This window comes from Porphyrobacter sp. AAP60 (assembly GCF_001296025.1).
GTDB lineage: Bacteria > Pseudomonadota > Alphaproteobacteria > Sphingomonadales > Sphingomonadaceae > Erythrobacter.
In genome coordinates this window covers 20,607-45,681 of the sequence record NZ_LJHV01000021.1, presented here as the reverse complement: position 1 = coordinate 45,681, position 25,075 = coordinate 20,607, and the positions used below count along the sequence as shown (strand labels likewise).

23 protein-coding genes are annotated in these 25,075 nt (G+C 64.2%); 15 read left to right on the top strand and 8 right to left on the bottom strand.

Annotation, left to right across the window (positions count from 1 at the left end; translation table 11 throughout):
- Nucleotides 1-347 precede the first annotated feature (347 nt).
- From IP79_RS12995 to IP79_RS12970, 6 genes are all read right to left on the bottom strand, one after another.
- A complete protein-coding gene (locus IP79_RS12995) occupies nt 348-815 on the bottom strand; it encodes a GNAT family N-acetyltransferase (RefSeq protein WP_054119732.1) in 468 nt (155 codons plus the stop codon).
- 55 nt (nt 816-870) lie between these two features.
- Complete coding sequence (locus IP79_RS12990; protein WP_054119731.1) at nt 871-1,074, bottom strand: hypothetical protein; 204 nt, start codon at nt 1,072-1,074, stop codon at nt 871-873.
- 56 nt (nt 1,075-1,130) lie between these two features.
- The gene (bchO, locus tag IP79_RS12985) at nt 1,131-2,015 is read right to left on the bottom strand and encodes an alpha/beta fold hydrolase BchO (RefSeq protein ID WP_054119730.1); all 885 of its coding nucleotides are present in this window, start codon (nt 2,013-2,015) and stop codon (nt 1,131-1,133) included.
- Nucleotides 2,012-3,724 (bottom strand): magnesium chelatase subunit D, encoded by a 1,713-nt coding sequence (locus tag IP79_RS12980; RefSeq protein WP_054119729.1) that lies wholly within the window; start codon nt 3,722-3,724, stop codon nt 2,012-2,014. Before IP79_RS12980 ends, bchO begins: the two co-directional genes overlap by 4 nt.
- Nucleotides 3,721-4,722 carry a magnesium chelatase ATPase subunit I gene (gene bchI / locus IP79_RS12975; RefSeq protein ID WP_054119728.1) on the bottom strand — a complete coding sequence of 334 codons (1,002 nt, stop codon included), beginning with the start codon at nt 4,720-4,722 and terminating at the stop codon, nt 3,721-3,723. The genes IP79_RS12980 and bchI overlap by 4 nt, the downstream gene beginning before the upstream one ends.
- Before the next feature lie 71 nt (nt 4,723-4,793).
- Nucleotides 4,794-6,458 (bottom strand): ABC transporter permease, encoded by a 1,665-nt coding sequence (locus IP79_RS12970; RefSeq protein WP_233994207.1) that lies wholly within the window; start codon nt 6,456-6,458, stop codon nt 4,794-4,796.
- A 35-nt stretch (nt 6,459-6,493) separates the two neighbouring features.
- Here IP79_RS12970 and IP79_RS12965 point away from each other — a divergent pair, with 35 nt between their 5' ends.
- From IP79_RS12965 to IP79_RS12935, 7 genes are all read left to right on the top strand, one after another.
- On the top strand, nt 6,494-7,513 hold the full coding sequence (locus IP79_RS12965) for an ABC transporter ATP-binding protein (protein WP_233994206.1): 1,020 nt from the start codon (nt 6,494-6,496) through the stop codon (nt 7,511-7,513).
- A 65-nt stretch (nt 7,514-7,578) separates the two neighbouring features.
- Nucleotides 7,579-8,625, top strand: a complete 1,047-nt coding sequence (locus tag IP79_RS12960; RefSeq protein WP_054119726.1) for a Fe(3+) ABC transporter substrate-binding protein — start codon at nt 7,579-7,581, stop codon at nt 8,623-8,625.
- A 133-nt stretch (nt 8,626-8,758) separates the two neighbouring features.
- Nucleotides 8,759-9,574 (top strand): ferredoxin--NADP reductase, encoded by an 816-nt coding sequence (locus tag IP79_RS12955; RefSeq protein WP_054119725.1) that lies wholly within the window; start codon nt 8,759-8,761, stop codon nt 9,572-9,574.
- An 80-nt stretch (nt 9,575-9,654) separates the two neighbouring features.
- Nucleotides 9,655-10,023, top strand: coding sequence for a hypothetical protein (locus IP79_RS12950; protein ID WP_054119724.1), 369 nt, complete (start codon nt 9,655-9,657; stop codon nt 10,021-10,023).
- A gap of 85 nt (nt 10,024-10,108) precedes the next feature.
- Nucleotides 10,109-11,251: an acyl-CoA dehydrogenase family protein gene (locus IP79_RS12945; RefSeq protein WP_054119723.1), complete on the top strand. Its 1,143-nt coding sequence runs from the start codon at nt 10,109-10,111 to the stop codon at nt 11,249-11,251.
- Between the two features lie 2 nt (nt 11,252-11,253).
- Nucleotides 11,254-11,994: an SDR family NAD(P)-dependent oxidoreductase gene (locus IP79_RS12940; RefSeq protein WP_054119722.1), complete on the top strand. Its 741-nt coding sequence runs from the start codon at nt 11,254-11,256 to the stop codon at nt 11,992-11,994.
- Nucleotides 11,995-12,086: 92 nt separating this feature from the next.
- Nucleotides 12,087-12,761: a response regulator transcription factor gene (locus tag IP79_RS12935; protein WP_054119721.1), complete on the top strand. Its 675-nt coding sequence runs from the start codon at nt 12,087-12,089 to the stop codon at nt 12,759-12,761.
- Between the two features lie 147 nt (nt 12,762-12,908).
- Here IP79_RS12935 and IP79_RS12930 read toward each other — a convergent pair whose 3' ends face one another.
- Nucleotides 12,909-15,614: a TonB-dependent receptor domain-containing protein gene (locus IP79_RS12930; RefSeq protein WP_054119720.1), complete on the bottom strand. Its 2,706-nt coding sequence runs from the start codon at nt 15,612-15,614 to the stop codon at nt 12,909-12,911.
- Nucleotides 15,615-15,742: 128 nt separating this feature from the next.
- Complete coding sequence (locus tag IP79_RS12925; RefSeq protein WP_054119719.1) at nt 15,743-17,311, bottom strand: hypothetical protein; 1,569 nt, start codon at nt 17,309-17,311, stop codon at nt 15,743-15,745.
- Between the two features lie 311 nt (nt 17,312-17,622).
- On the opposite strand from IP79_RS12925, the gene IP79_RS12920 reads away from it, so the two are divergent.
- The 8 genes from IP79_RS12920 (at nt 17,623) to IP79_RS12885 (ending at nt 25,073) form a co-directional block, all read left to right on the top strand.
- Nucleotides 17,623-18,027 carry a tetratricopeptide repeat protein gene (locus tag IP79_RS12920; RefSeq protein WP_054119718.1) on the top strand — a complete coding sequence of 135 codons (405 nt, stop codon included), beginning with the start codon at nt 17,623-17,625 and terminating at the stop codon, nt 18,025-18,027.
- 184 nt (nt 18,028-18,211) lie between these two features.
- Nucleotides 18,212-18,841 carry a lytic transglycosylase domain-containing protein gene (locus IP79_RS12915; RefSeq protein WP_082337215.1) on the top strand — a complete coding sequence of 210 codons (630 nt, stop codon included), beginning with the start codon at nt 18,212-18,214 and terminating at the stop codon, nt 18,839-18,841.
- Nucleotides 18,842-18,892: 51 nt separating this feature from the next.
- Nucleotides 18,893-19,204 carry a TrbC/VirB2 family protein gene (locus tag IP79_RS12910; RefSeq protein WP_054119717.1) on the top strand — a complete coding sequence of 104 codons (312 nt, stop codon included), beginning with the start codon at nt 18,893-18,895 and terminating at the stop codon, nt 19,202-19,204.
- Between the two features lie 7 nt (nt 19,205-19,211).
- Nucleotides 19,212-19,496: a type IV secretion system protein VirB3 gene (locus tag IP79_RS12905; protein ID WP_054119716.1), complete on the top strand. Its 285-nt coding sequence runs from the start codon at nt 19,212-19,214 to the stop codon at nt 19,494-19,496.
- Nucleotides 19,497-19,508: 12 nt separating this feature from the next.
- A complete protein-coding gene (locus tag IP79_RS12900) occupies nt 19,509-21,935 on the top strand; it encodes a VirB4 family type IV secretion/conjugal transfer ATPase (RefSeq protein WP_054119715.1) in 2,427 nt (808 codons plus the stop codon).
- A complete protein-coding gene (locus IP79_RS12895; RefSeq protein WP_054119714.1) occupies nt 21,932-23,128 on the top strand; it encodes a type IV secretion system protein in 1,197 nt (398 codons plus the stop codon). Before IP79_RS12900 ends, IP79_RS12895 begins: the two co-directional genes overlap by 4 nt.
- Nucleotides 23,125-23,937, top strand: coding sequence for a TrbG/VirB9 family P-type conjugative transfer protein (locus IP79_RS12890; RefSeq protein WP_054119713.1), 813 nt, complete (start codon nt 23,125-23,127; stop codon nt 23,935-23,937). The genes IP79_RS12895 and IP79_RS12890 overlap by 4 nt, the downstream gene beginning before the upstream one ends.
- Nucleotides 23,937-25,073: a TrbI/VirB10 family protein gene (locus IP79_RS12885; protein WP_054119712.1), complete on the top strand. Its 1,137-nt coding sequence runs from the start codon at nt 23,937-23,939 to the stop codon at nt 25,071-25,073. The genes IP79_RS12890 and IP79_RS12885 overlap by 1 nt, the downstream gene beginning before the upstream one ends.
- Nucleotides 25,074-25,075 lie beyond the last annotated feature (2 nt).

Below are 25,075 nucleotides of genomic sequence, written 5' to 3'. Positions count from 1 at the left end.
CCCGCTGGCCGGCGGGTCCAAGGTGTCTCCCCTGCTTGTATTGCGACTGAATTGCATTTGTTGACCTAAGTGCGGCCGGCAATCTCGTGCCCGAAGTGGAGGGGGTAGCGATGCTTATGGCGAACCATCACGCCTCGGTCGCACAGCAAGTCACTGGCCTGAGATACCAGGCCTTGCACGACGGCAACAATGTGTTCGGTCTGCGCATTTCCGATCTTGGCGGCGGCGAGGCTAAAGCTGCCATGCAACTTACAGGTTCGAGCAGATCTGCCTCTCATGCCAGCAGGTGAGTCGGACGGCGGATGTCCCGCTATTGTGCTCTGATCGAAAACTGACCGTTGAGCTGGCTATTCGATTCGCTTCGACATTCGGTACCTGTGGATCGATACGCCGCCGATTGTGATGACATTTCGAGCATCCACGCAGAAGCCCTGACTTTCAAACAGTCGACGGGCGCCTTCACTCGCATCTACAAAAAGATGGGAAACCCCTGCTCGTCTCGCGGCGGCCTCAAGTGCGGCATAGATCGCCGATCCTATCCCAGTCCCCACCATGTCAGGGCGGCAGTATAGATGATCGATGTGACCGTCTGGCTCCAAATCACCATAGCCAATGGGGCGGTTATCGTCATCGACTGCTACCAGAAATGTTCGCCCGGCAGCTTGCCGCAAGTAGCTGGCAGCGTCAGGTTTCGAAGGGCTCCAGGCTGCGACCTGATCAGCGGAATAGTCCCGAATGCCCGCTTTGCGAACCGAGGCATGAAATAGCGTCGCTAGCGCCTCGGCGTCGGCGGCTTCAAACGGACGGATCATCATGTCCCAAAACTATAACTGCTTTTGGGAACTGGAAAGACGCGATCCAACGTTGAATTCAGGGCCGCTTGCTTAAGGGCTGGTCTTTCTGCTTGGCGGCTCCAAGCGGACGATCATTGCCCTCGCATTCGGCTGCCTTCTTCGCCGCATTCTCGGCGCGGGTGCGCTTGAGCAAGCGGTCGGTTTTCCAGAATTGCCACACGCCAAAGCCGATTGCGATGCCGTAGAACATCACGATTTCGATCCAGCCCAGATTGTTCATTGCCGGTCGTTCCTGATTCGCGGTGCCTGACCATCCAAGAATGCACGAACGCCGGATTATATCCGCTCTGCCAGAAATGCAGCAATCAGCGCGGCGACTTTCTCCGGCGCTTCTTCGTGGGCGAGGTGGCCGAGGCCTGCCAGTATCTCCAGCTGCGCATCGGGCAGCCAGCCTTGCGCCTCGCGCGCCCAGCCGGGCGGGATTGCGGGATCATTGCCGCCGTGGATCATCAGCACCGGGTTTGCTGCGTCGCCCATCCGTTCGCGCAGGGCGGGCAGATCCCAGTTGGCCATCATCGCCAGCGCGCCGCCCGCGTGGCCAGAGTGTTTCAGCAGCGCGGCGTAACAGGCGATCGCCGCATCATCGATCCGCGAATGGGTCGATCGCCACAGGAACCGCCCTGCGCCGCCGACAAGGTCGATGCTGCCGGTAAAAATGCGCGGCACCAGCGGGTTGATGAACAGCGCTTTGGCCACCGCCGGGAAGATCTGCGCGAAGGGGCCGGGGAAGGGGCGCAGCGCGGAACTGAGGCCGACAACGGGGCCGGTGTGGCCGTGGGCGAGGCCCAGTTGCAGCGCCAGGGCCGCGCCTGCCGAATGGCCGATGATCGCGGCGGGGGTGACGCCGAGATGCTTCATCAGCGCCGCAATCTCCCCTGCCATGGCGGGCAGGCTCATGGCGTAAGCACTGTGACCGGTAGTGAAGGCGTGGCGCGGCAAATCGACGGCGATGACCTCGTGGGTCTGCGCCAGCAGCGGCATCAGATCGCGCCATGAATGCACCGATGCTCCGGTGCCGTGGAGCAGCAGCAGCGGCGCGCGCCCATCGACTTTGGCACCCATGCGCTGCACGTGCCATCGCACACCCCCGATTTCGATAAAGCTGCTGGCATCGCGGTGCGGCCAGATCAGTCCTTCGCGGTTCCAGTCGAGGTGGCTCATGCCGCTTTGCCGACAGGTTGCACCGCGTTGATCGCGGCTTGCAGCATCCGCGCATCGGCGCGGGGCAGGGCGAGGAAGCGGCCATCCAGCGCGCGCGCCAGTTCTGCGCCTTCGGGGCCGGGGCGGGCCGAGATATCCACCACCAGCGCATCAATCCCGCGCGCTGCAATGGCGCGAGCGGCGGCTTCGCCGTCCAGCTTGGCTTGCGGGCGGCCGGGGGAGCCATCGGCGGCGATGTTGGCTCTGCCATCGGTCAGGATCACCAGCGCCGCGCTGCGCCCGCGTGCGATCACCGCTTCGGCGACCTCGCGCGCGACGTTGAGGCCGAGCGCCAGCGGCGTGCCGCCGCCGCCGGGTAGTTCGGAAAGCGCCCGCCGCGCCCGCGTGAGGCTGCGGGTGGGGGGCAGGATCAGTTCGGCGGTGGTCCCGCGAAAGGCGACCAGCGCGACTTCGGATCGGGTGACATAGGCCTGCCCCAGCATCAGTTCGACCGCTCCCTTGGCCTCGGCCAGCCGCGCCGCTGCGGCGGAGCCTGAGGCGTCGACCGCGAAGATCGTGACACGGGCGGCGCGTTCTTCAAACCGGCGGATGCGCAGGTCTTCCTTGCGCATCAGGATGGGGGAGGCAGCATCAGCGCCCGCTTCGCCCCCCAGCTCCTTGCGCCGCACAGCCTGCCACGGCACGGCAGCGCGCAAGCTGTCTATCAGCGCCAGTTTTGCCCCGCCGCGCGGCATTCCGGCGCGTGCGCCCAAGGGCTTGCCGCGGGTCGCTGCCTTGCGTTTCTGCCCGGTGCCGCTGCTGCTAGAGCGGCGCGGAGCTTTCCCTTGCGCGAGTTGGGCGAGGAGATCGGCGGGGATCGAGGCTTTGGCTGCTTCGACCAGCAGTTCGCTGAGGTCGATTTCCTGCTGCTGCTGTTCGCTTTCGGATTGATCGTCTCGTTCGCCATCGGGGGGCGGTGGCGGTTGGTCTTCGGGCGGCGCGTCCTGTTCCTGCGGCGGCAGGCGCGTGGCTCGCGGGGCGAGGACAAGGCGGACTGCGCCGGAAAGATCGGCTTCGCTTGCCGCAGCCCGTCCGTCGAGCGCCGCCAGCCCGCGCGCGGCTTCGCCTGCGAAGATCAACGCTCGCAAGCTGTCCACTCCGAGCGCTTCGGCGGTGGCGGCAAGGGCGCGCAGGGCTTGCGTCTCCAGCGGCGCGACTTGCGCCAGCGTGCCCAAAGCCGGGGCGAGCTCCACCCCGCGCCATTCCCTCGAGGCTGCAAGGTCACAGGTGAAGGCGAGACGTTCGGTCAGGCTGGCGGGCGGGGCTTCTTCGGGCTCGGCAGCGTCATCGAGCAGGACCAGCGCGACCTGACCGTCATCAAGGGCTTGGGCCAGCCGCCCCGCGATTGCGCCGTCCATCCGTTCCGCCATGCCAGCGATCAGCGCGCCGCCTTGTGCTTCCTCGATCAGCCCGGTTTGGCGGATCGGACGGCCGGCAGACAGGCTGGCGGCGAGATCAATCCCGCCCAGCAGCCGTTCGTCATCAACGTGGCCGGGCAGGCGGCGCAGCGCCATTGTATCGCCCAGCGCTGCCACCAAAGCATCACGCGCCGGGCTGCCACCGCGCAATGTCAGCCCTTTGAAAATGCCCGGCGCCAAAGCGAACAAGCGCGCCGCCAGCACCGCATCTCCCAGCGGATCGGCAGTGGCAACGCTGGCGTCCGGGATCATCCGAACAGCTCGGCCATTGCCCGCGTGATCCGCACAGTCGATCCGGTTTCATCGAGCACATCGCGCCGCAGCCGGTGCCGCAGCGCCGAGGGGGCAATCGCGGTCAGATGCTTGCGGGTGACCTTCTTTGCGCCCTCCAGCGCTGCCAAGGCCCGTGCTGCCCGCATCAAGGTGAGTTCGCCGCGCAGCCCGTCCGCGCCAACCGCAAGACACAGTTCGGCGGCATCGCGCAGCACATCCTCGCCCGCTTCCAGCTTGGCCAGCCGCGCCTTGCCCTTGGCGACACGCTTGAGGATCGCCTCGTCCTCGCCCGCCCAGCGTGCGGCAAAGCTTTCCGGATCACGCTCGTTTTCGGCGACCAGCCGCATGATTGCGATGCGCACTTCGATATCCTTGGGGCTGCGCACTTCCACGGAAAGCCCGAAGCGGTCGAGCAATTGCGGGCGCAACTCGCCCTCTTCAGGGTTGCCGCTGCCGATCAGCACGAACTTGGCCGGGTGGCGGACCGACAGGCCTTCGCGCTCGACCACGTTCTCGCCCGATGCCGCCACATCGAGCAGCAGATCGACCAGATGATCTTCGAGCAGGTTGATTTCGTCGATATACAGGAACCCGCGGTGCGCCTTGGCCAGCAGGCCCGGCTCGAACGCCTTCTCCCCCGATCGCAGCGCCCGTTCCAGATCGAGGCTGCCGATCACGCGGTCTTCAGTTGCGCCCAGCGGCATGTCGACGAAGGGCACAGCGCGCTTCACCATCTTGCCGGTGCCGCAGACATCGGGATAGCGCGCCTGATCCTCCTTCGAAGCGCCATAGGGGCAGCCTTCTGCCGCCATGATCGGCGGGAGCAATCCGGCCAGCGCGCGCGCTGCGGTGGATTTGCCGGTGCCGCGATCACCGAACACCATCACCCCGCCAATACTAGGGTCAACGGCGGCGATCAGCAGCGCCTGTTTCATTTCGTCCTGACCGACGATCGCGGAAAATGGGAAGCGTGCCATGTGGAGCGTCTTGTGAACGGTTGAAGCCCGTCGGACAAGCCCAACTGACAGGCTGGCGTTACACTTTCCGCCTACCTTTTCCCCAGACGGTTCAATACTAATACCGGAAGCAGTCCCGCCGCCAGCAGGATCAGCGCCGGGATCGAGGCTTCGACCAGCCGTTCGTCGCTGGCGAGGCGATAGGTGCGGGTGGCCAGCGTTTCGAGGTTGAAAGGCCGCAGGATCAGCGTGGCGGGCAGTTCGCGCAAGGTATCGATGAAAACCAGCGCCGCCGCACCTGCCAGGCTGGGGCCAAGCAGGGGAGCGTAGATGCGCAGCAACACGCGGGACGGCGCCGCGCCAAGGCTGCGGGCAGCGGCGTCGAGGCCGGGCGGGATGCGCGCCAGCCCGCTGCCGACGGTGTTGTAGGCGACAGTCAGAAACCGCACTGACAGGGCATAAACCAGTATCGCGCTGGTGCCGGTGAGCAGCAAGCCGCCGCCCCAGCCGAGGGTGTCGCGAGCAAAGCGGGTGAGGCTCTGGTCGAAGGTTCCGAGCGGCGCGAGCAGGCCCACCGCCAGTAGCGCGCCGGGCAGGGCATAACCCAAAGTCGCCACGCGGATCGCGCCGTTTGTAAGCGGCGATTGCGATCGGGCGCGGGCAAAGGCGAGCAGCAACGCGGCGGCAAGGCACACGGTCGCCGCTGCCAGCCCCAGCCACAGGCTACCACTCAGATATTCGCCGAGATTGCCAGCGGAAGCTTGCGCCACATCGCCCAGCGCCATGGCCGCAAGGTACCCGGCGGGCAGCACAAAGCCGAGCAGCACCGGCACGGCGCAGGCAAGGAAGGCCAGCGCCTTGCCCGTTGGGGAAAGCGCCACCAGCGGTTCGGCGCTGGCAGGCGCGGACAGGCCATCGCGGCTGTCGCTGCGCCCGCGCCGCGTGGCGGCTTCCAGCGCCACCAGCGCGATCACGAACACCAGCATCACTGCCGCCAGTTTCAGCGCTGCCGCTTTGTCGCCTGCCGCCAGCCAGCTGCGGAAAATGCCGGTGCTGAAGGTGGGAATCGCGAAATATTCCGCAACGCCGAAATCGGCCAGCACCTCCATCAGCACCAGCGCCAGCCCTCCGGCAATGGCAGGGCGGGCGGCGGGCAGGGCAACTTGCCAGAAGGCGCGGGCAGGGGCCGCGCCAAGGCTGCGCGCGGCGCGGAACTGCGTTGTGCTCTGGGTGGTGAAGGCCGTGCGTGCGAGCAGATAAACGTAAGGATACAGCACAATTCCCAGCACCAGCGCGCCGCCGCCCAGCGAACGGATATCGGGCGCGGCATAATCATCCGCGCCCCATCCGGTGATGCTGCGCAGCGTGCTTTGCACCGGACCGGCATAATCGAGCATGTCGGCATAGATGTAGGCCGCGATATAGGCCGGCACGGCGAGCGGCAGCACCAGCGCCCAGCCGAGCAGGCGGCGACCGGGAAACGCGGTCGCAGCAACCAGCCACGCACAGCCTGTGCCGACCAGCGCGGCAAATCCGCCCGCCAGCAGCATCAGCAGCGCGGTGTTGGCGATGTAGGTCGGCAGCACGGTGGCGGCGAGCCCGGCGATCGTCTCGCCCCCTCCTGCGAGCGACGCCCAGACGATTGCGACCAGCGGCAGGCCTGCCAGCACGGCGATGGCCAGCGCGGCGATCGCCCACCGGCCGTTCTGGCCGCCGATGCTTGCTTCCAGACGTGCAAATTGCCTAAGGCGGCTCACCGGGAACCCCCGATGATGACGGGCAGGATCAGCCATTGAGCCTTGAGTTTCGACATATTGCCCATGCTTACGGTCAGGTGCGGGCGCTGGAGGACATCAGCTTCGCCGCGCCGACGGGAGAGATCACGTGCCTGCTTGGCGCGTCGGGTTGCGGGAAGTCAACACTGTTGGGGCTGGCAGCTGGGATGCTGACCGTGCAACAGGGCGCAATCGCTCTGGATGGCGAGGTGCTGGCCGATGAGCGCCGCAGCCCGCCACCCGAAGCGCGGCCCGTGGGGCTGGTGTTTCAGGATGGCGCGCTGTTTCCGCATATGACCATCGCCGCCAATGTCGCCTTTGGCCTGCCCAAGGCGCTGCATGGCGATGTCGAGGGCTGGCTCGCCAGTGTCGGTCTGGCTGGCATGGGTGCGCGCTATCCCCATGAACTTTCGGGCGGACAGCAGCAGCGCGCTGCGCTGGCCCGCGCCATCGCCCCCGGGCCGCAAGTGCTGCTGATGGATGAACCCTTCGCCAGTGTCGATATCGTGCTGCGCCGCAAGCTTCGCCGTGATTGCCGTATCCTGCTGCGGGAGGCAGGAGCTACAGTGGTGCTGGTGACCCACGATCCGGCCGAGGCGCTCGACATTGCCGACAGGATCGCAGTGATGGACAGCGGGCGGATCGTGCAGTTCGGCACCCCGCAAGACCTTCACCTCTCACCCCAAACCGCCGCCGTGGGCGCAATTTTCAGCGGGGCACAGGTGATTGCCGGCGGGCTGAAGGGACAGGTGCTGGATACGGATTTCGGCCTGTGGCCCATGGCCAGCCTGATTGGCGATCTGCCCGATGGCCCGGCATTCGATTTGCTGGTGCAGGCAGACCGGCTGGTGCCGGTGCCGGACAAGCGCGGGTGCCGGGTGCGCGATGTCCATCCGATGGGCGCGCGGACCAGAGTGTTGCTGGAAACCGGCGACGGGACGCAGATTACCGCCGAAACACTGGTGCCGGTCGATCCTGCGCAGAAATACAGCGTGTTGCCCGATCCCGGAAGCGTCCGGGCTTTCGTGCGCAGTTAGAGCTTGCGTGCACCAAGATTATATTGCAAGTCATTCGCAACTTGTAACCGGAAGCCTCTTTGACCATGAAAAACCTTGTCGCGGCTGCAGCCGCCTGTGCCACCATCATCACCCTGTCCGCCTGCGCCGAAAGCGGGAGTGATGCAGAGGCCGTGCCGATCACGGGCGAAGTGAACCTCTATTCCTCGCGCCATTACGACACCGATCTTGCGCTTTACGAAGATTTCACGAAGCAAACCGGGATCAAGGTCAACCGCATCGAAGCCGATGCCGATGCCCTGATCGAACGCATCCAGTCCGAAGGCGAATTCAGCCCGGCTGACCTGCTAATCACAGTCGACGCCGGGCGGCTGTGGCGGGCCGAGGAAGCAGGCATTCTCGCCCCTGTCGATTCGACTGTGCTGACTGAACGCATTCCGGGCCACCTGCGCCACCCGCAGGGCCTGTGGTTCGGCCTGTCCACCCGTGCGCGGATCATCATCTATGACAAGGCCAAGGGCGTGCCCGAAGGCCTTGCCAATTATGCCGATCTCGCCAACCCCGCCTTCAAGGGCGATATCTGCGTGCGGTCTTCGTCGAACATCTACAACATCTCGCTGCTGTCCAGCATCATCGCCCATCAGGGTGCGGCCGAGGCGGAAGGCTGGGCCAAGGGCGTGGTCGCCAATTTCAAGCAGGCACCGCAGGGCAATGATACCGCGATGATCGATGCGGTCGCCGCAGGCCAGTGCCGCATTTCGGTGGTCAACACCTATTACCTTGCACGCTATGCCGGCGGTGATGCCGATCAGAAGGCGATTTTCGACAAGGTGGGCGTGATCTTCCCCGACCAGGCTGGCAACGGAACGCATGTGAACATCAGCGGCGCAGGCGTAACCAAAACCGCGCCGAATCGCGAAAACGCGGTGAAGTTCCTCGAATATCTTACCTCGGAAAGTGCGCAGCGGTATTTTGCCGATGGCAATAACGAATTCCCGGCTGCAGTCGGCCTCAAGGCCAATTCGGCGGTCGAACAGCTGGGCGCGTTCAAGGCGGATACGCTCAACGCCGCCGAAATTGGCCGCAATCAGGCCGAAGCGGTGCGGATTTTCGACCGCGCCGGGTGGAACTGATTTGCGGCATATCAAGGCCCGCTTTCAGCCTTTAACACTAATCTGTCTTGAAGGGGGCGCGCTTGTCGTCCATTTGCGCCCCCATCCTGCCGCCTGAACCGGGCGGCGCAGACCTTTGTATCCGAGGCCCGCTTTGAACCAGCCCATCATCGACCGCGACCAATTCACCGAAAGCGCGGCGCTTTCTGTGGAAACCGTCACCCATGTCCATCACTGGACCGATGGGCTGTTCACGTTGAAGATGACCCGCCCGGCGAGCTTCCGCTTCCGGTCGGGCGAATTCGTGATGATCGGCCTGCCGGGCGATAACGGCAAACCGTTGCTGCGCGCCTATTCGGTCGCTTCGCCTTCTTATGAAGAGGAACTCGAATTCCTCTCGATCAAGGTGCAGGACGGCCCACTGACCTCGCGGCTGCAGCACATCCTGCCGGGTGATCCGATCTACCTCGGCAAGAAGCCGACCGGCACGCTGGTGACCGACGCGCTGCTGCCGGGCAAGCGGCTGTTCATGCTCTCGACCGGCACCGGCCTTGCGCCCTTCATGTCGCTGGTGCGTGATCCCGAGGTTTACGGGATGTTCGAAGAAGTGATCGTGGTGCATTCGGTGCGCAACGTGAATGAACTCGCCTATCGCGAGCTGCTGGAAAGCAGGCTCGAAGGCGATCCGCTGCTCGAAGACGAAGACCGCGCCAAGATCATCTACGTTCCCACCGTGACCCGCGAACCGTTCCGCACGCAGGGCCGCATTCAGGCGCTGATCGACGATGGCCGGTTGTTCGAACAATCCATGGGCCCGCAGCGCTTCGTACCCGAAGAAGACCGCGTGATGCTGTGCGGATCGATGGCTATGATCAAGGATCACGCCGCCGATCTGGAGCGCCGCGGGTTTGAGGAAGGCGCGAACAACAAGCCGGGCCAGTTCGTGATTGAGCGGGCGTTTGTGGGCTGAATTGACAGGGCAAATTGCCCTCTATTCATAAGGTGTTCAGCGTTTCAGGCGCAGCTTTCTGCCAGCCGAGGGAGAACGCCATGACGATCCGCTTTGTGCCTGCCATTGCTGCGCTGACCGTCGCGCTTGCGCCCGCCGCTGCCACCGCGCAGCAGGAGCGGACCTCGCCCTTGCCGAACTACAACCTGGTGCAGCTATCGGTCGCAGCCAGTGCAGTTCTGGCCGACGAATTCCAGAGCCGTACCATGGCGATCACATCGTGCAGCGAAGCGGTGAAGCTGGGCAAGGCGATGGACGCGAAGGTGGAGCGTAAGACCTTCGTCCACGAAACGTCGCTACCCCCGCAGCTGCGCCCGGTGCTGAGGAACCTGCCGAACGGCATGGCCACCCCGGTGCTGAGCGAAGGCGGTTCGGCGCTGCATGTGCTGGTGGTGTGCAGCCGGGTCTGACCGCCCACCACTTTCGCGCTTGACCGCCGCGCGCCGGCCCTGTTCTATCGTGGCAAATCAAAACCTGTTTGCCGGAGAGAACCCCATGCTCGCGACCTCCTATCGCACCGCCTATAACGAAGACCACGAGGCTTTCCGCGACACTGTCCGCAAGGTTTTTGCAGAAGCTCTCACCCCGCACATGGACGAACACGAAGCCAACGGCATCGTCCCGCGTTCCGTCTGGAAGGCTGTTGGTGACGCCGGGATGCTGTGCATGACAGTGAAAGAGGAAAATGGCGGCCTCGGTCTCGATTTCGGCTTCAACTGCGTGCTGACCGAGGAAATCTCTTACCTCGGATCATCCGCCGGCTTCACGCTCCAGAACGACATTACGGCCAGCTATTTCGAACGGCTCGGCACCCCCGAACAGCGTGCAAAATACCTGCCCGGCATGGTTAGCGGTGACATCATCACTGCCATTGCCATGACCGAACCGGGCGCAGGGTCAGATCTTCAGGGCATCCGCACCACCGCCAAGAAGGACGGCAACCACCTCGTCATCAACGGGTCGAAAACCTACATCACCAACGGCCAGAACGCCGATTGCGTGATCGTGGTGGCCAAGACCGATCCCGAACTGGGATCGAAAGGCATTTCGCTGGTGCTGGTCGATGCCGATACGCCGGGGTTTGAACGCGGGCGCAACCTCGACAAGATCGGGCAGCACGGCGCGGATACCTCCGAACTGTTCTTCAGCGATTGCCGCGTGCCGATGACCAATATCCTCGGCGCGGAAGGCATGGGGTTTGTGCACCTGATGCAGGAATTGCCGCAGGAACGGCTCAGCATCGCGGTCGGCGCGCAGGCGGCAGCGCAGCGGGCGTTTGACGAGGCGGTGACATTCACCAAGGAGCGCAAGGCGTTCGGCAAGACCGTGTTCGAATTCCAGAACACCAAGTTCACGCTCGCCGACCTGAAGGCCAAGCTGCAAGTCGGCTGGGCGCATCTGGATTGGGCAATCCGCAAGCACCTCGCGGGCGAACTGACGACAGACGAGGCAAGCGCTGCCAAGCTGTGGCATACCGACCTGCAATGGGAATGCTGCGACACCGCGCTGCAACTCCACGGCGGGGCGGGCTACATGAACGAATACGCCATCGCGCGCCTGTGGCGCGATGCGCGCGTGACGCGGATTTTCGGCGGCACGAACGAGATCATGAAGGAAGTGATCTCGCGGAGTATTTGATCATGATCGAACCCCTCGACTTCACCGGCAAACACGTCCTCGTCATCGGCGGGTCGAGCGGGATCGGGAACGGTATCGCGCATGGCTTCCGCCAGCGCGGGGCGAGCGTTACTGTCACCGGCACCCGTCCTGACTATGGCGATTACCTTGAGGCTGAGGACGCCGATTTCACCGGGCTCGATTACCGCCAGCTTGACCTGACGGACCGCGACGCGGCTGACCGGCTGGCGGGGGATTTCGGCCCGCTCGATGTGCTGGTCCTCTCCCAAGGCACGGTGCGCTACGGACGGCAGGAGTTCACCCGCGAGGGCTGGGATGCGGTGGTCGATATCAACCTCAATTCGGTGATGGACGCCGCCCGCGCCTTCCACCCCGCGCTGGCCGCAGCCAAGGGCGCGATCATCATTGTTTCCAGCGTTGCAGCGTTCAAATCGACCATCGGCACGCCTGCCTATGCGGCATCGAAGGCTGGCGCGGCGAGCCTCACCAAGACGTTGGGCGAGGCCTGGGCACGCGATGGGATCCGCGTCAACGGCATCGCTCCGGGGCTGGTGCCGACCAAGCTCACATCGGTGACCACCGATCACCCCGAACGGCTGGAGGCGACGCTCAAGGCGATCCCCCTGCGCCGCGTTGGCACGCCCGAGGATATGGCGGGGGCGGCGCTGTTCCTCGCCTCTCCGCTGTCATCCTACATCACCGGGCAGACGGTGGTGGTCGATGGCGGCCTGACGCTGTCCTGACCTTCCTTTTCGGAATACGACTCCTCGCTGTAATCCCGTCATAAACGCGTCACACACCTGCGGCACTCCGGCATCAAACCGGGGCAAGCAGCATGGATGTCGTCAATATCTTCCTGACGAGCGAGTTGGGCGAAAGCCTGGATGATTTCGTCCACGATCAACGCCGCTTCACCTTTGACAGGCTGGGGCCCGATGGGCCGCGGCGTTTGGTCGAAGGGCCGATGTGGGCATTTATCGACTGGGTGCTGCCGGAACTGGCGGGGCTGGAAATGTGCCGCCGCTTGCGATCGGATACCCGCACGGCTGACGCGCACGTCACCATGGTGCTGGAAGAAGACGATGCCGAAGATCGCCGCCGCGCCTTGCGGGCGGGGGCTGATGATTATGTGATCGGCCCGCTCACCCGCACCGCCGTACTGGACCGGGTGCTGGCACTGCAATCGCGCACCAGCGAACGGCTTGCCACGCGGCGGTTCGAACTGGGCGCACTGACCATCGACATGGCAGCCTTGCAGGCGCGCTGGGACGAGGAGCCGATTGTGCTGAGGCCCAACGAATTCCGGCTGCTGCGTTATTTCGCCGAAAATCCCAACCGCGTGCTGACGCGCGATGATCTGATCAACGGGCTGGGCAAGCGCGAACCGCCGATTGACGAACGCACGGTGGATGTGTGGATCGGCCGCCTGCGCCGCGCGATCAAGGCCGCAGGTGGCGGCAACCCGCTGCGGACGGTCAGGTCGCTGGGGTACGTCTTCGATCTGGGGTAATCGGGGAGAGGGTGGCCTTTCGCACATTTCGCTGATGGGCTGACCCGGGCCTGAAAGGCCCGCAAGCGCGACCGCGCGCCCGCAGCGATGCGATCGTCAGATCGTGTGAGCGAGGAAGCCGCCGCCCGGAGGGGCGGCGGCTCTCCCTTAAAATTGCGCCTTGATCCCGATCGCGAAGCTGGTGCCGACATCGAAGGTGTTGATCTCGGCACGGTTGGCGCCCAGCTGCTGGAACTCGAAGTTGTCGCGCCCGGTGATGTTGCGCGCCTCGAAGCTCAGCTCCACCGGCACGCCGCCCAGTTTCACTTCGGAACGCGCAACCAGATCGATGGTCAGGCCGGGGTCTTCCACCACATCGGGCAGCGCCCCGCCGCGTAGAGTCACACGCTCGCTCGCATAGTTGAACAATACGGTAAACTGCTGGACCTTGTCGGTATCCTCGATCCCGAACGAAAGGTTCGCCACGTGATCCGACTGGCCGACCAGCGGTGCGCCATCGTCGAACAGCTGGCTGGCGGGCTGGCCGATGGCCCCCGGGATCGGCGCGAGGTCAGCCGCACCCACCGAAATGTTCGATTGGGTGTAGGTGTAGTTGCCGATGATCAGGAACTGCTTGGTTTCGAAAAGGCCGCCCCAGTCGGCCAGATCGATACCATAGGCGACATCAAGCTCTGCCCCGTAAAGCTCGGCTTCGGGGGCGTTGGCATAGCTGGTTTCGATGATGCCGGGCGCCGTGATCAGGAAGTTTTCGATCGGGTTGTCGATCTTCTTGAAGAAGCCCGCCAGGCTCACCCGGTTGGGCCCGCCCATGTAATATTCGGCGCGCGCTTCGAGATTGATCAGCTCGCTATCCTGCAGGAACGGGTTGCCGCGGAAACGGCGGTTGGATTCCGGATCGAAATAAGTCTGCTCCACCAGCTCGCGGAACTGCGGGCGGGCGATGGTCTGCGATGCCGCGAAACGCAGCTGCAGATCGTCGATCGGCTCCCACGTCACCGTGGCCGATGGCAGGAAGTAGTCATTGGCGATCCGCGTCGGGTTGGCGAGGTTGCCGCCGCCGAAGGTCAGATCGGGGGCCGCCACCTGCAGCCCGTCTTCGTAGCGCACACCGGCTTCGATGTTCACCCGGTCAGTCGGGCGGAACCGCGCAAGGCCGTAGCCTGCATGAATGGTCAGCGCCGCATCGAACACCGGGAACGGCGTAGGATCGGAAACGGTCACGTTGAAGAAGCCCACGCCGTCAGCATCGGTCGCCAGCGTCGCGCCGTTGATGATGTCGCCCGGACGCCGCAGGCCCAACGCGCGCAGTGCCGTGGTGAGATCGGCGCTCGATCCGATCAGCGGGCGCACGATGAAGGACAGCGATCGGCGGGTGGTTTCCGTATAGGCATAGCCCGCGGTTAACGACAGCGTGTCGGTGATCGCATAGGTGACATCTGCCCCGCCGAACCACAATTCTTCCTGCAGGTCTTCAAAACCCACCTGGATGCGTTCCGTCCCGCCAACCAGCGCGCCGACATCGACCACGTATTTGTCGCCGAAGGGATCGCCCGGAATGTTGGTGCGGATATAGGGGACGATGGCGTTATAGGGCGCCTCGCGATCGGTGCGGGCATAGCCGCCGCGCAAATCTAGCTCCAGCTTGTCGAAGTTGAATTCGGCAACCAGCTGCGTGTCCATCAGCTGGCGTTCGAACCAGCCGGTCTGCTGGGTCTGGAAATCGAACGGGCGCGAAACATCGGTGAAGGCATCCGTGCCCTGTGCCAGCCGCGCGGTCTTCAGGGTGTCGCGGATATACAGGTTGGTCCAGCGGATCGTGTGTTCGCCGATATCCAGCCCAACGCCGACCAGTGCATTCACCAACACCTTGTTGTCGGTGATGAAGTTCTGCGAATCGAAGATGATGTCGCCCGCTTCCGCATCGCCGAACTGCTGGCTTGTGACCGAACGGTTGCGCCAGGAATTGGTGATCCCGGCAGTGGCGATAATGCCAAGGTAATTCCCATCGCCGACCTCGAACGACCCGCCGCCGGTGAGGTTGGCAGAAAAGTTCATCGGCAGAACATCGTTCTTTTGCAGCGTCACCAGATTGAGCGGCATGATCTGCCCGGCCAGCTGGCGTTGCACATCGGCGGGCGCATCATTGACGCGGGTGCCGCTGTCGATCAGGCCTTGCAGCGCGGTGGGAAAATCGCGGTTGCCATTGTCGAAGCCGAAGGTGTCCCAACGGCTGCCGAAATATGTCAGCCCGTTCTGGAAGGTGGTTTCGGTATCGCCGCTACCGGTGAAGCTGACGGTGAGGAAATCCTCGGTCGGGATCGCCTTGGTGGTAAGGTTGATCACCCCGCCGCCGAATTCGCCGGGGAAGTTGGCAGAATAGGTTTTCTGCACCAGAGATGATGCGATCACGCTGGTCGGGAAGATATCGAGCGGCACGACGCGGCTCAAAGGTTCGGGGCTGGGAAGCGGCAGGCCGTTCAGCAAAGCGAGCGAATAACGATCGCCAAGCCCGCGCACGAACACCCGCCCGTTGCCAACCAGCGAAAGGCCGCTGACACGCGCCAGCGCGCCGGCAATGTCGCCTTCGCCGGTGCGGGCTATGTCGGCTTCGGACAAGACGTTGAGCACCTGTCCCGAATTGCGCGCCGGATCGCGGTTACGCCTTCCGGTCACGATGATCCCGCCACCCGGAACCGAAATATCGGTATCCTGGATTTCCTGCTCCGGCGGCGTGCCCTCGGCCTGCACGGCGGTGTCATCCGGGCTTTGCGTATCCTGTGCTGCAAGCACGGACGGCACAGTGAGCGCGGTGGTGAAAAGCAGCAGCCCTGCCAGGCGCGTGCCGGTCGACATAGGTGAGGACCCCCTCATAAATTGGCCTGTTGTGTATCGAAGGCTGCGGCGCAGCCCGAAAATGCGAAAAGGGGGGGAGGCGCAGCGTTATGTTGCGGCCTCACCCCCTCGGGTATCATGTCCGCAGCTTAGGCCGGGTAGACCGGCAGCGACGTGCAGTTGCCGTTGGTGCTGCCGAAGTTCTGGATCGACGAATTGCAGGTCCAGTTGCCGAAGATACTGGTCAGCGCCGCGTCGTTCTCGATCGCACCGATGAAGGCGCGGGTCGGGAAGAAGGTCGACCGGGTGTTGGCGTTGAATGCCGTGCGGCCGGTTTCGCCTGCACCGTTCACCACATTGTTGGTGAGCGTGATGGTGAAGGCGAAGTTGTTATTGGTGCCGCCATTGATCGCAGCCAGCGCTTGATCGTTGGTCACGCCCCCACCGCCGCGCGCGACGTTGCCGTCGGGGCAATTGCCGACCACCGAGTCCACCCCGATCAGAGCAGCGAGCGTCGTCGGCTCGTCGATCTGGAAGCAGTGGTTGGTGCCAGCGCGGATCACGCCGTTGGTCAGACCCAGCGCGGCGCCACCGCGTGCCTGAATGACCTGCGGCGTACCGGCACGCGCCACGAAGGTGAAGTTGTTCACCTGGAAGCGGGTTTGCGGAATGGCGTTGGACGGGGTGCGATCCGACACGTTGGGCGAATCGAGTTCGATGATGCGGTCACCCGTGTTCGAGCGCTGCACCGCAATCACGGTATCAAGCGTGATGTCAGCGCCAGTATCGACATCGAGCGAATCGTCCGACGCGCCGATGACTGCAAAGTTGCGCATGTTGAGCACGCCGCCGAAGAATTCGACGCCGTCATCCGAGCTGTTGAACGATAGCAAGTTCTCGATCACCGTACCCGAACCCGCTCCGCCGGTGGTCAATGCCTGGAGTTCGTTGTTGGGCGCCAGTTCGAAGCCCGAAAAACGGATCTGGTTGAACCGGAACGAGCCGGAGCTATCCTCCCGATTGGCACCGCCGAACGGGGTGGCAATCGCAGCGCCTTCAAGCCGTCCTTCGCAGGTCGGGTTGGCGTTCGGGTTGGCGGTGGTGTTGAACACGCCGGTCGAACAATCCGAATGCGGCGCGCGGCCGAGCAGCACGACGCCGCCCCACTGCTGCTGGCTGTTGTCATCGGCGACGCCAAGCACGTTGTCGCGGCTAGTCCAGATGATCGGACGATCGGCAGTCCCGTTCGACTGGATCGCATTCCCGCGGTTCACGACAAGGTAGGAATCCTGCTGTGCGAACAGGATCACGCCGGGGTTGATCGTAAGGGTCACGGTGGTGCCGGTGCTGGCAAAGCCACGATCAGCGCCGACTTCGACACGGCCCGGAATTTCGTAAAGCAGCCCGCGGATGAAGGGCAGCGTGTCAGACGCGGTGAAGCGCGCCGGCAGACGGCACACGCGGTAGCTGCCAGTGGGGGTGTTGTCGATCGTGCCGGCATCTACAAGGCCGCCAGTCGATGCAATCGTCGGACAGCCTGCTGCCGGAGTGACCTGCGCCTGGGTAGGCGTCGGGGTCGGGGTCGGCGCGGGTGTCGGCGGCGGGTTGTTGATGATGATGTCGCCGCTGGTACCCGGCGAGACGATTTCATCCGCGCCACAGCCAGCCAGAGCAACCAGGCTGCAACCCAGAATCAGAGTGCGTTGAATATTTTTCACAGCGAGCGGTCCCCTAAAGTGCCGAGAATCGATTGAGCGCGACGGATTTGGTGCGCCTGAGGCTCGCTAGGGTGGCCGCGTGACGGATTTCTTGCAGCATGACAGTTGCGTTGCAGTTTGAAGATTATGACCGAAGAAAGACAAATATGACCGCAAGCCGGGTTTGCGGTCAGGGCGTCATTTCATAAAACAAGGCATTGGAAACAATAAGATGGCGTTTTACATTACAGAAAAATTACAATGTTTCAGTTTTGTTGCACTCCGCTGCTGACTGAGTCACTATGCTCTCCTGAAACGAGGGAGACTTGCCGATGTCCGTCACCATTCTTGTCGCAGCGCTGTTCGCCGCCACTCCGCTGCCTGCGCCGCTCAATGCCGCGCCGGTTGCCCATATGGGCGATCTGGCCGCCCAGCCGCTTGTCGCCGGGCGCGGGGATGAAGCGCTTGCCGTTCTGGAAAAGGCAAGCGCTGCCAATCCTCATGATGCAGCCGTGCTGATCAACCTCGGCATTGCTCACGCCCAGCGCGGCGATGATGCCAAGGCGCGCACAGCATTCGAAGCGGCACTCGCCTGCCATGAAGTGGTCGAACTGGAGACTGCGGGCGGTGCTGCCACCGATTCGCGCAGGCTGGCACGCAAGGCGATCAAGATGCTCGAACGCGGCGAATTCCGTCCGGCATCGGCCCGCGCAGGGCAGTTGACCTATCGCGACTGAGGCAAAGGCGCAGTGATAAAGGCGACCCTCGGGTCGCACCGAACCGCTGCCACGGGCGGGTTGCAGATGATGCAGCCTGCCCGTTTTGCTGCCTGCCGCCTGCTCTTGAACAAGGTGGTTTCGCAAGACTGTCACCTGCTTGTCATTTAGGTTAGACATTGGGGGCATTCTGGAGGGCGGAGACATGATTCTCGCCGCGGCGGGCCGCGTTATCTGTGCAGCGATGTTGGTAAGTCTCGCTTCCGGGGCGCGGGCCGATGTGCTCGAACTGGACGCAGGCGGCGCGCGCTGGGTGGCAGGGCCACTGGTGGCTGCGCCGGCTGCTGGCGATCCGGCGGCTGCTGCGATGGAAATGTTCGAAGGGGTGGCCTTGCCCGAACATGCAATTGCCGATCCCGCCCGCCATGCTGCCGGCATTCCGCCGCGCTACACCGCCAAAATGGCCGAACTGGCGGCACGGTTCGATCTGTCGCCCAGCCTGCTGGAAGCGCTGGTGTGGCAGGAAAGCCGCTGGCGTGAGGATGCCGTGTCGCCGGTCGGCGCGCGGGGCCTCGCGCAACTGATGCCGGGCACGGCGCGCTATCTCGGTGTCAATTCCGCCGATCCGTTCCAGAACCTCGAAGGCGGGGCGCGGTATCTGCGCGAACAGCTCGACCGGTTTGACGGCGATCTCGAAAAGGCGCTGGCGGCTTATAATGCCGGGCCGGGCCGCGTGGAGCGGGCAGGGGGAATCCCTAATATCCGCGAGACCCGAAACTATGTCGCCGCCATCATGGGGCGGCTTGCCAACCATTCGCGCGTGCCGGGGCAATGATCGCCTCGCCCGCCGCAAGTGCTACACAACAATCGAAAGTCTGACACTGAAATGACGTCGCTTTTCCGCCTTCCTGCCCGCCTTGCCGCCGTTCTGGTGATTGCGCTGACCCCGTCTGTGGCCCTTGCGCAGGGGGCTGACCCGGCCGGATCCGGCCCGATCAATTCGGCGCTGCTGTGGTTGCAGGGCACGCTGCTCGGCACGGTGGCAACCACCGTGGCGGTGATGGCCGTGGCCGCGATCGGCTTCATGATGCTGACCGGACGCATGAACTGGCGCTTCGGCGCGACAGTGATCATCGGCGTGTTCATTCTGTTCGGCGCGACCACAATTGTCGCCGGCATCCAGTCGGCAGCGGGGTAGGGCGGCGATGAGCGATCTCGTCCGTCAACCGGTGCACCGCGCGCTCACCCGTCCGCAGATGTTTGCGGGCGTGACAATGAATTTCTTCATCATCAACCTGATGGTGACGACAATCGCCTTCCTGATGCTGAAGAGCTTCTGGATTATTCCCGTGCCGGTTGTGATGCACGTGATCGGCTACTTCGCTAGCCTGCGCGAACCGCGCATTTTCGACCTGTGGATCACCAAGGTTAGCAAATGCCCGCGCGTGCCCAATTTCAAGCGCTGGGGATGCAATTCCTATGCGCCTTAAGGACGCCTTTTCATGGTGAAATGGATCGGAGCCGCCGCCTGGAGCGCCAAGGAAGCCAAGGTCGGCGACCGGCTGCCCTATGCGCGGCTGGTGGACGAAAACACCGTGCTGCTGCGCGATGGCAGCGTGATGAGCGCCATTCAGGTGCCGGGCCTGCTGTTCGAAACCGAGGATTCCGACGCATTGAACGCCCACGCCGCCACCCGCGAGGTGATGCTGCGTTCCACCCTCGATGCGCGCTTCGTGATGTATCACCACGTCATCCGCCGCCGGGTGGAAGTGGAGCTGGAAGCCGAATTCCCCGATGCCCTGTCGCGCCATATCGATGCGCGCTGGAAACAGCGGCTGGCGGGCGGATCGCTGTTCATCAACGATCAGTTCGTCACCCTGATCCGCCGCCCCGCACGCGGCAAGACCGGCCTGCCGGAACGCATGAGCAAGCTGTTCTCACGCTCAGGGCAGGACGAGCCGGAGGCCGATCCCAAGGATATCCGCAGCCTCAGGGCCGCGATCACCGGACTGGTTGCGTCCTTGCAGAATTACGGCGCGGTGGTGCTCGGTGACTACCAGGCACCGGCATCGGATGGCGGCACCAATTCCGAGATGCTCGAACTGCTCTCGGCGCTCTATAATGGCGAAATGCGACCGGTGCGCCGCCCTGCGCCGGAAACCGATATCGGCCACATGCTGCCCTATCGCCGCGCCAGTTTCGGACTGGATGCGATGGAACTGCGCGGCAGCGCCGCTCCCGATTTCGCCGCCATCCTCGGACTGAAAGACTATCCCGAGGCGACCTCGCCGGGTCTGCTCGACAACCTGCTGCGCCTGCCGTTCGAAATGGTCGTGACCGAAAGCTACGCCCCCAACGAACGCACCACGGCGAAAGAACGGATCGACCTTGCGCTGCGGCGCTCGCGCTCGGTGGATGAGGAAGCCGCTGCCGAACGCAATGAAATGCTCGCCGCGCGCGATGCGCTGGGCAATGGCGCGGTGGGCTTTGGCGATCATCACCTGACCGTGCTGGTGCGCGAAACCACGCTGCCGCGCCTCGATGACGCCATGGCGTCCTGCGCCGCCGCGCTGGCTGATACCGGCGCGATTGCGGTGCGGGAGGATACCAATCTCGAACCCGCATTCTGGGCACAGTTCCCCGGGAACGAGGAATATATCGTGCGCCGTGCGCTGATTTCCTCGGCCAATATGGCAGGCTTTGGCTCGTTCCACGGTTTTGCGCTGGGGCAGGCGAGCGGCAACCACTGGGGCGATGCGGTGACGCTGCTGGAAACCACCAGCGCCACGCCGTTCTTTTTCAACTTCCACCACGGCGATCTGGGCAATTTCAGCGTCATCGGGCCGAGCGGTTCGGGCAAGACCGTGGTGATGAACTTCCTCGCCGCGCAGGCGCAGAAGTTCAAACCGCGCACCATCCTGTTCGACAAGGACCGCGGGGCGGAACTGTTCATTCGCGGGATCGGCGGGCGGTATGACCGGATCGCGCCGGGGATGCCCACCGGTTTCAACCCGCTTTCGCTGCCCGATACCTCTGCCAACCGCGCCTTCCTCCGCGATTGGCTCGCCGTGCTGCTGAAGGCTGACGGGCCGGAGGAGTTTTCGACCATTTCTGCGGCGGTCGATGCCACCTATGCCAACGACGCTTCCCTGCGCCGCCTGAGGCATTTCAAGGAACTGCTTTCGGGCACCCGCCGCCCGCAGCCGGGCGATCTGGCTGACCGCTTGGCCGCATGGATCGGGAGCGGCGAGCATAGCTGGCTGTTCGACAACGAACGTGACCGGCTTGATCTGTCCGAACGCGTGCTCGGCTTCGATATGACTGCGCTGCTGGAAAACCCGCGCCTGCGCACGCCGACGATGATGTATCTGTTCCACCGTATCGATGAACGGCTGGACGGGCAGCCAACCATGATCCTGATCGATGAAGGCTGGAAGGCGCTGGATGACGAGGTGTTCGCCGCGCGCATCCGCGATTGGCTGAAGACCCTGCGCAAACGCAACGCGCTGGTCGGGTTTGCCACGCAATCGGCGCGCGATGCGCTCGACAGCCGGATTTCCACCGCGCTGGTCGAACAGACTGCGACAATGGTGTTCATGCCCAACAGCCGCGCCCGGCCCGAAGATTATTGCAACGGGTTCGGCCTGACGGACCACGAATTCGCGCTGATCCGCTCGCTGCCCGCGCACTCGCGTTGTTTCCTCGTGCGTCAGCCCGATGCCAGCGTCGTCGTGCGGCTTGATCTGTCCGGCGCGCCCGAAGTGCTGACGATCCTGTCGGGCCGCGAAAGTGCGGTGCGCCGTCTCGATCTGCTGCGTGAGGCGGTGGGGGACGAACCTTCGGCATGGTATCCCGCGCTGACCGGGCGCGATTGGCCCGATGGCGAGGTTGATATTGATGGCCAGCCCGTATGGCAGGCCGCCGAATGAGCACGGCCTGCGATCTGGCCGCCCAGGCGATGGGCACAGGCGTTTCGTCAGCGCTGACGGCGGTGGATTGCATCGCCAGCGGCGTTTCCGAACAGGCCTTCAACCGCCTGTTCGGCAGCGAGGGCCAATTGGCCTTCGCCCTGACGCTGCTGCTGGGGCTCTATGTCGCCTTCTTCGGCATTTCGCTGATGATGGGCCGCGCCAACCTTTCGGTGCGTGCGCTGCTGCCCAAGATGATGACGCTGGGGCTGGTGCTGACCTTCGCCACCAGTTTCGTCGCCTTTTCGACCATCTTCTACAACATCTTTATCGGCGGGCCCGACCAGATCGCGGGCATCCTGACCGGTACGCAAGGATCGGCCACGGCGACATTTGCGCAAAAGCTGGATGTGGTGTTCCTCGCGATCCAGCAGGCGAGCGGGGATACCAATGAAATCAGCGCCTTCTCGCCGCGCGGGATGATGTGGTTTGGCGCCATGTTGCTGCTGCTCGGCACGGTTGGTCTCTTGGTGACAGCGCGGATCGGGCTGGCGCTGCTGCTGGCGATCGGCCCGATTTTCGTGGTGCTGGCGCTGTTCGAAGGCACGCGCGGGCTGTTCACCGGCTGGCTCAAAGGCCTGGTGATGCTGGCGCTGACGCCGCTGTTTGCGGTGCTGGGCGGATCGATCATGCTTGAACTGTCGGTGCCGATCCTTGCCGCGCTGGTGGCGGTTCCGGGACAGATCGATCAGAACGCGGCGATGGCGTTCTTTCTGGTCGGCGCGGTGCACATGGCGCTGATGTTCATGGCGCTGAAGGTGGCGGGCACGATGGTGAGCGGCTGGCAGGTGTTCGGTCTGGTGCCGGGCAAGGATCGCGGCCGCCGCGATGATGGCCCGCGTGCGCTCGCCCCGCCTGCGTCTGCCGCCACCGCGCCGCGCAACACCAATGTCGCGCCGGTTAGCCCCGGCCTTGCTGCGCGCAGGGTCGACCTTGCTGCCGCCTCGCCTGCGATTGCCGCCAATGATACGGGGCCAGCGGGCAATGTTTCACGTGAAACACGCGTTTATGCGACCACAGGCGGCGCGCAGGTGACGCCGATCAATCCCGCGACCTCGCGCACCCGCGGCATCGGTAACCGCTTCCGTTCCGCCAGCCCGAACAAGGCGGCCACCAAGCCTGCCGTAACCACCCCACCGGAGACGTACCAATGACCCGCGCCGCCATTCTCGCCGCGCTCGCCCTCACGCTTGCCGCGCCGGCTTTCGGGCAGGACAACCGTCTGCAAACGCGGGTGTTTGATGAAAACGCCGTGGTGCGGATCGATGGCAAGGTGAAGGTGCAGACCACCATCAAGTTCGCCCCCGACGAGATGATCGAGAATGTCGCCATCGGTGATTCGCTGGCGTGGCAGGTGCAGCCGAACAAGGCGCAGACCATCCTGTTCGTGAAGCCGCTGGAAGTGGATGCGCGCACCAACATGACGGTGGTGACGGACCGGCGCACCTATCTGTTCGATCTGGTGGCAAGCCCCCGCAATTCAGCGCTTTACGTGCTGCAATTCCGCTATCCCGAGCTTGAGAAAGCGGCCGAGGAAGCGCGTCTCGCCGCCGCTGCCGAGGCCGAGGCGCAGGCCCTGCGCGCTGCGGCCGATCCGGTGGAAATGGCCGCAGCGTCCGACCCTTACGCGATATCCGATCCGGCCAGTCTCAACTTCGCCTGGGCTTCGGCAGGGACAGCCAAACTGCTGCCGCAGCGCGCCTTTGATGATGGCGAAGCAGTGTTCCTGATGTGGCCGCAAGGCACCGACATTCCGGCGATCCTTGTGCTCAACGAAGAGGGCCTAGAAGGCCCCGTCAACTTCACCACCCGCGGGGAAACCGTGGTGGTGCAAGGGGTTCCTTCGCAGATCATCCTGCGATCAGGGCGCGATTCAGCTTCTCTGACAAACACCGGGCCAGCGCGCCCGTCCGCCCGCAGCGCGGGTCTTGATATTGCCAAACCTGCAAGGGAGACCAATTGATGCGCCTTGCCAATCGTATGCCGCCGAAAAAGGGCGCGCCGGACAACGACGTTACGGGCGATCCGCGTGAGCGCGAATCCGCCGAGATCATCGATCTGGCAAGCCGCGCGGCTTTCCCCGCTGTCACCGACCGCAAGGCCAAGGGCGACGGATTGCAGCTCGCTGCGGGGGTCGCCTTCATCGGGCTTGTGGGTGCGTTGACGTTCTGGGCAATGAGCACTCCGTCCACGCCCGATCCGCAAGGCATCGGCAATCCCGCAGTCGCGCCGCCGCAGGCCGCTGCGCCGGTCGAGCCGATCGCCGATCCCTCGCAGCAGCCCGGTGCCGTGCCTGTCGTGCCGCAGGCCGATCCTGCACCGACGCCGGTCTATGCCGGCAATCCTGGGATGGCGACGGTTCCGGCGACCAATCCCTATGCCAGCCCCGGCCTTGTGTTCGATAGCACTGCGGCGCGGGGTCTGCGTCAGGCAGAGGCCCCGATTGGCGCCGCTCCGGTCAATGCCGCTGGCGATGTCGCAGGTATTGGCGGTGCGGCAGCCTTTGCCAGCCGCGTGGGCGGTGTGGGTGGTGCGCCTGCGCAGGCGCGGCCAATGGTCAATCCTTCGACCACGGTGACAGAAGGCACGCTGATCCCCGCGATCCTAGAAACCGCGATCAACACCGATGTGCCCGGCTATGTCCGTGCAGTGGTCAGTCAGGATGTCCGCAGCTTCGATGGCAAGCGCATTCTGGTGCCCCGTTCATCGCGACTGATCGGGCAGTATCAGGCAGGCGTGGAGCAGGGCCAGCGGCGCGCCTATGTGGTGTGGACGCGGCTGATCCGGCCCGATGGCGTTTCGGTCAACCTCGCCTCCCCCGCAGTGGGTTTTGACGGGACAACCGGGCTTGAGGGCGATGTGAACAGCCACTTCCTCAAGCGGTTCGGTTCGGGCCTGTTATTCTCGATAATCGGTGGGCTGGGGGCGGTGGCGACCGGTGGGGTCGGCGGGCTGATTGTCGGTGCAGGTGCGCAGGGCGCGGCCAATTCGTCTGTGCAATCCCAAGGCCAGATAAGCCCCACCATCCGCGTGCGCGCCGGGGAACCAATCCGCGTGTTCACCGCCCGCGATCTCGATTTCAGCAGCGTCGGCAGCTGATC

Excerpts from the sequence above, each read along its gene's own strand:
- IP79_RS12995 (WP_054119732.1), bottom strand. The coding sequence starts at position 815 with ATGATGATCCGTCCGTTTGAAGCCGCCGACGCCGAGGCGCTAGCGACG.
- IP79_RS12990 (WP_054119731.1), bottom strand. The coding sequence starts at position 1,074 with ATGAACAATCTGGGCTGGATCGAAATCGTGATGTTCTACGGCATCGCA.
- bchO (WP_054119730.1), bottom strand. The coding sequence starts at position 2,015 with ATGAGCCACCTCGACTGGAACCGCGAAGGACTGATCTGGCCGCACCGC.
- IP79_RS12980 (WP_054119729.1), bottom strand. The coding sequence starts at position 3,724 with ATGATCCCGGACGCCAGCGTTGCCACTGCCGATCCGCTGGGAGATGCG.
- bchI (WP_054119728.1), bottom strand. The coding sequence starts at position 4,722 with ATGGCACGCTTCCCATTTTCCGCGATCGTCGGTCAGGACGAAATGAAA.
- IP79_RS12960 (WP_054119726.1), top strand. The coding sequence starts at position 7,579 with ATGAAAAACCTTGTCGCGGCTGCAGCCGCCTGTGCCACCATCATCACC.
- IP79_RS12950 (WP_054119724.1), top strand. The coding sequence starts at position 9,655 with ATGACGATCCGCTTTGTGCCTGCCATTGCTGCGCTGACCGTCGCGCTT.
- IP79_RS12945 (WP_054119723.1), top strand. The coding sequence starts at position 10,109 with ATGCTCGCGACCTCCTATCGCACCGCCTATAACGAAGACCACGAGGCT.
- IP79_RS12940 (WP_054119722.1), top strand. The coding sequence starts at position 11,254 with ATGATCGAACCCCTCGACTTCACCGGCAAACACGTCCTCGTCATCGGC.
- IP79_RS12935 (WP_054119721.1), top strand. The coding sequence starts at position 12,087 with ATGGATGTCGTCAATATCTTCCTGACGAGCGAGTTGGGCGAAAGCCTG.
- IP79_RS12930 (WP_054119720.1), bottom strand. The coding sequence starts at position 15,614 with ATGTCGACCGGCACGCGCCTGGCAGGGCTGCTGCTTTTCACCACCGCG.
- IP79_RS12920 (WP_054119718.1), top strand. The coding sequence starts at position 17,623 with ATGTCCGTCACCATTCTTGTCGCAGCGCTGTTCGCCGCCACTCCGCTG.
- IP79_RS12915 (WP_082337215.1), top strand. The coding sequence starts at position 18,212 with ATGATTCTCGCCGCGGCGGGCCGCGTTATCTGTGCAGCGATGTTGGTA.
- IP79_RS12910 (WP_054119717.1), top strand. The coding sequence starts at position 18,893 with ATGACGTCGCTTTTCCGCCTTCCTGCCCGCCTTGCCGCCGTTCTGGTG.
- IP79_RS12905 (WP_054119716.1), top strand. The coding sequence starts at position 19,212 with ATGAGCGATCTCGTCCGTCAACCGGTGCACCGCGCGCTCACCCGTCCG.
- IP79_RS12900 (WP_054119715.1), top strand. The coding sequence starts at position 19,509 with ATGGTGAAATGGATCGGAGCCGCCGCCTGGAGCGCCAAGGAAGCCAAG.
- IP79_RS12895 (WP_054119714.1), top strand. The coding sequence starts at position 21,932 with ATGAGCACGGCCTGCGATCTGGCCGCCCAGGCGATGGGCACAGGCGTT.
- IP79_RS12890 (WP_054119713.1), top strand. The coding sequence starts at position 23,125 with ATGACCCGCGCCGCCATTCTCGCCGCGCTCGCCCTCACGCTTGCCGCG.
- IP79_RS12885 (WP_054119712.1), top strand. The coding sequence starts at position 23,937 with ATGCGCCTTGCCAATCGTATGCCGCCGAAAAAGGGCGCGCCGGACAAC.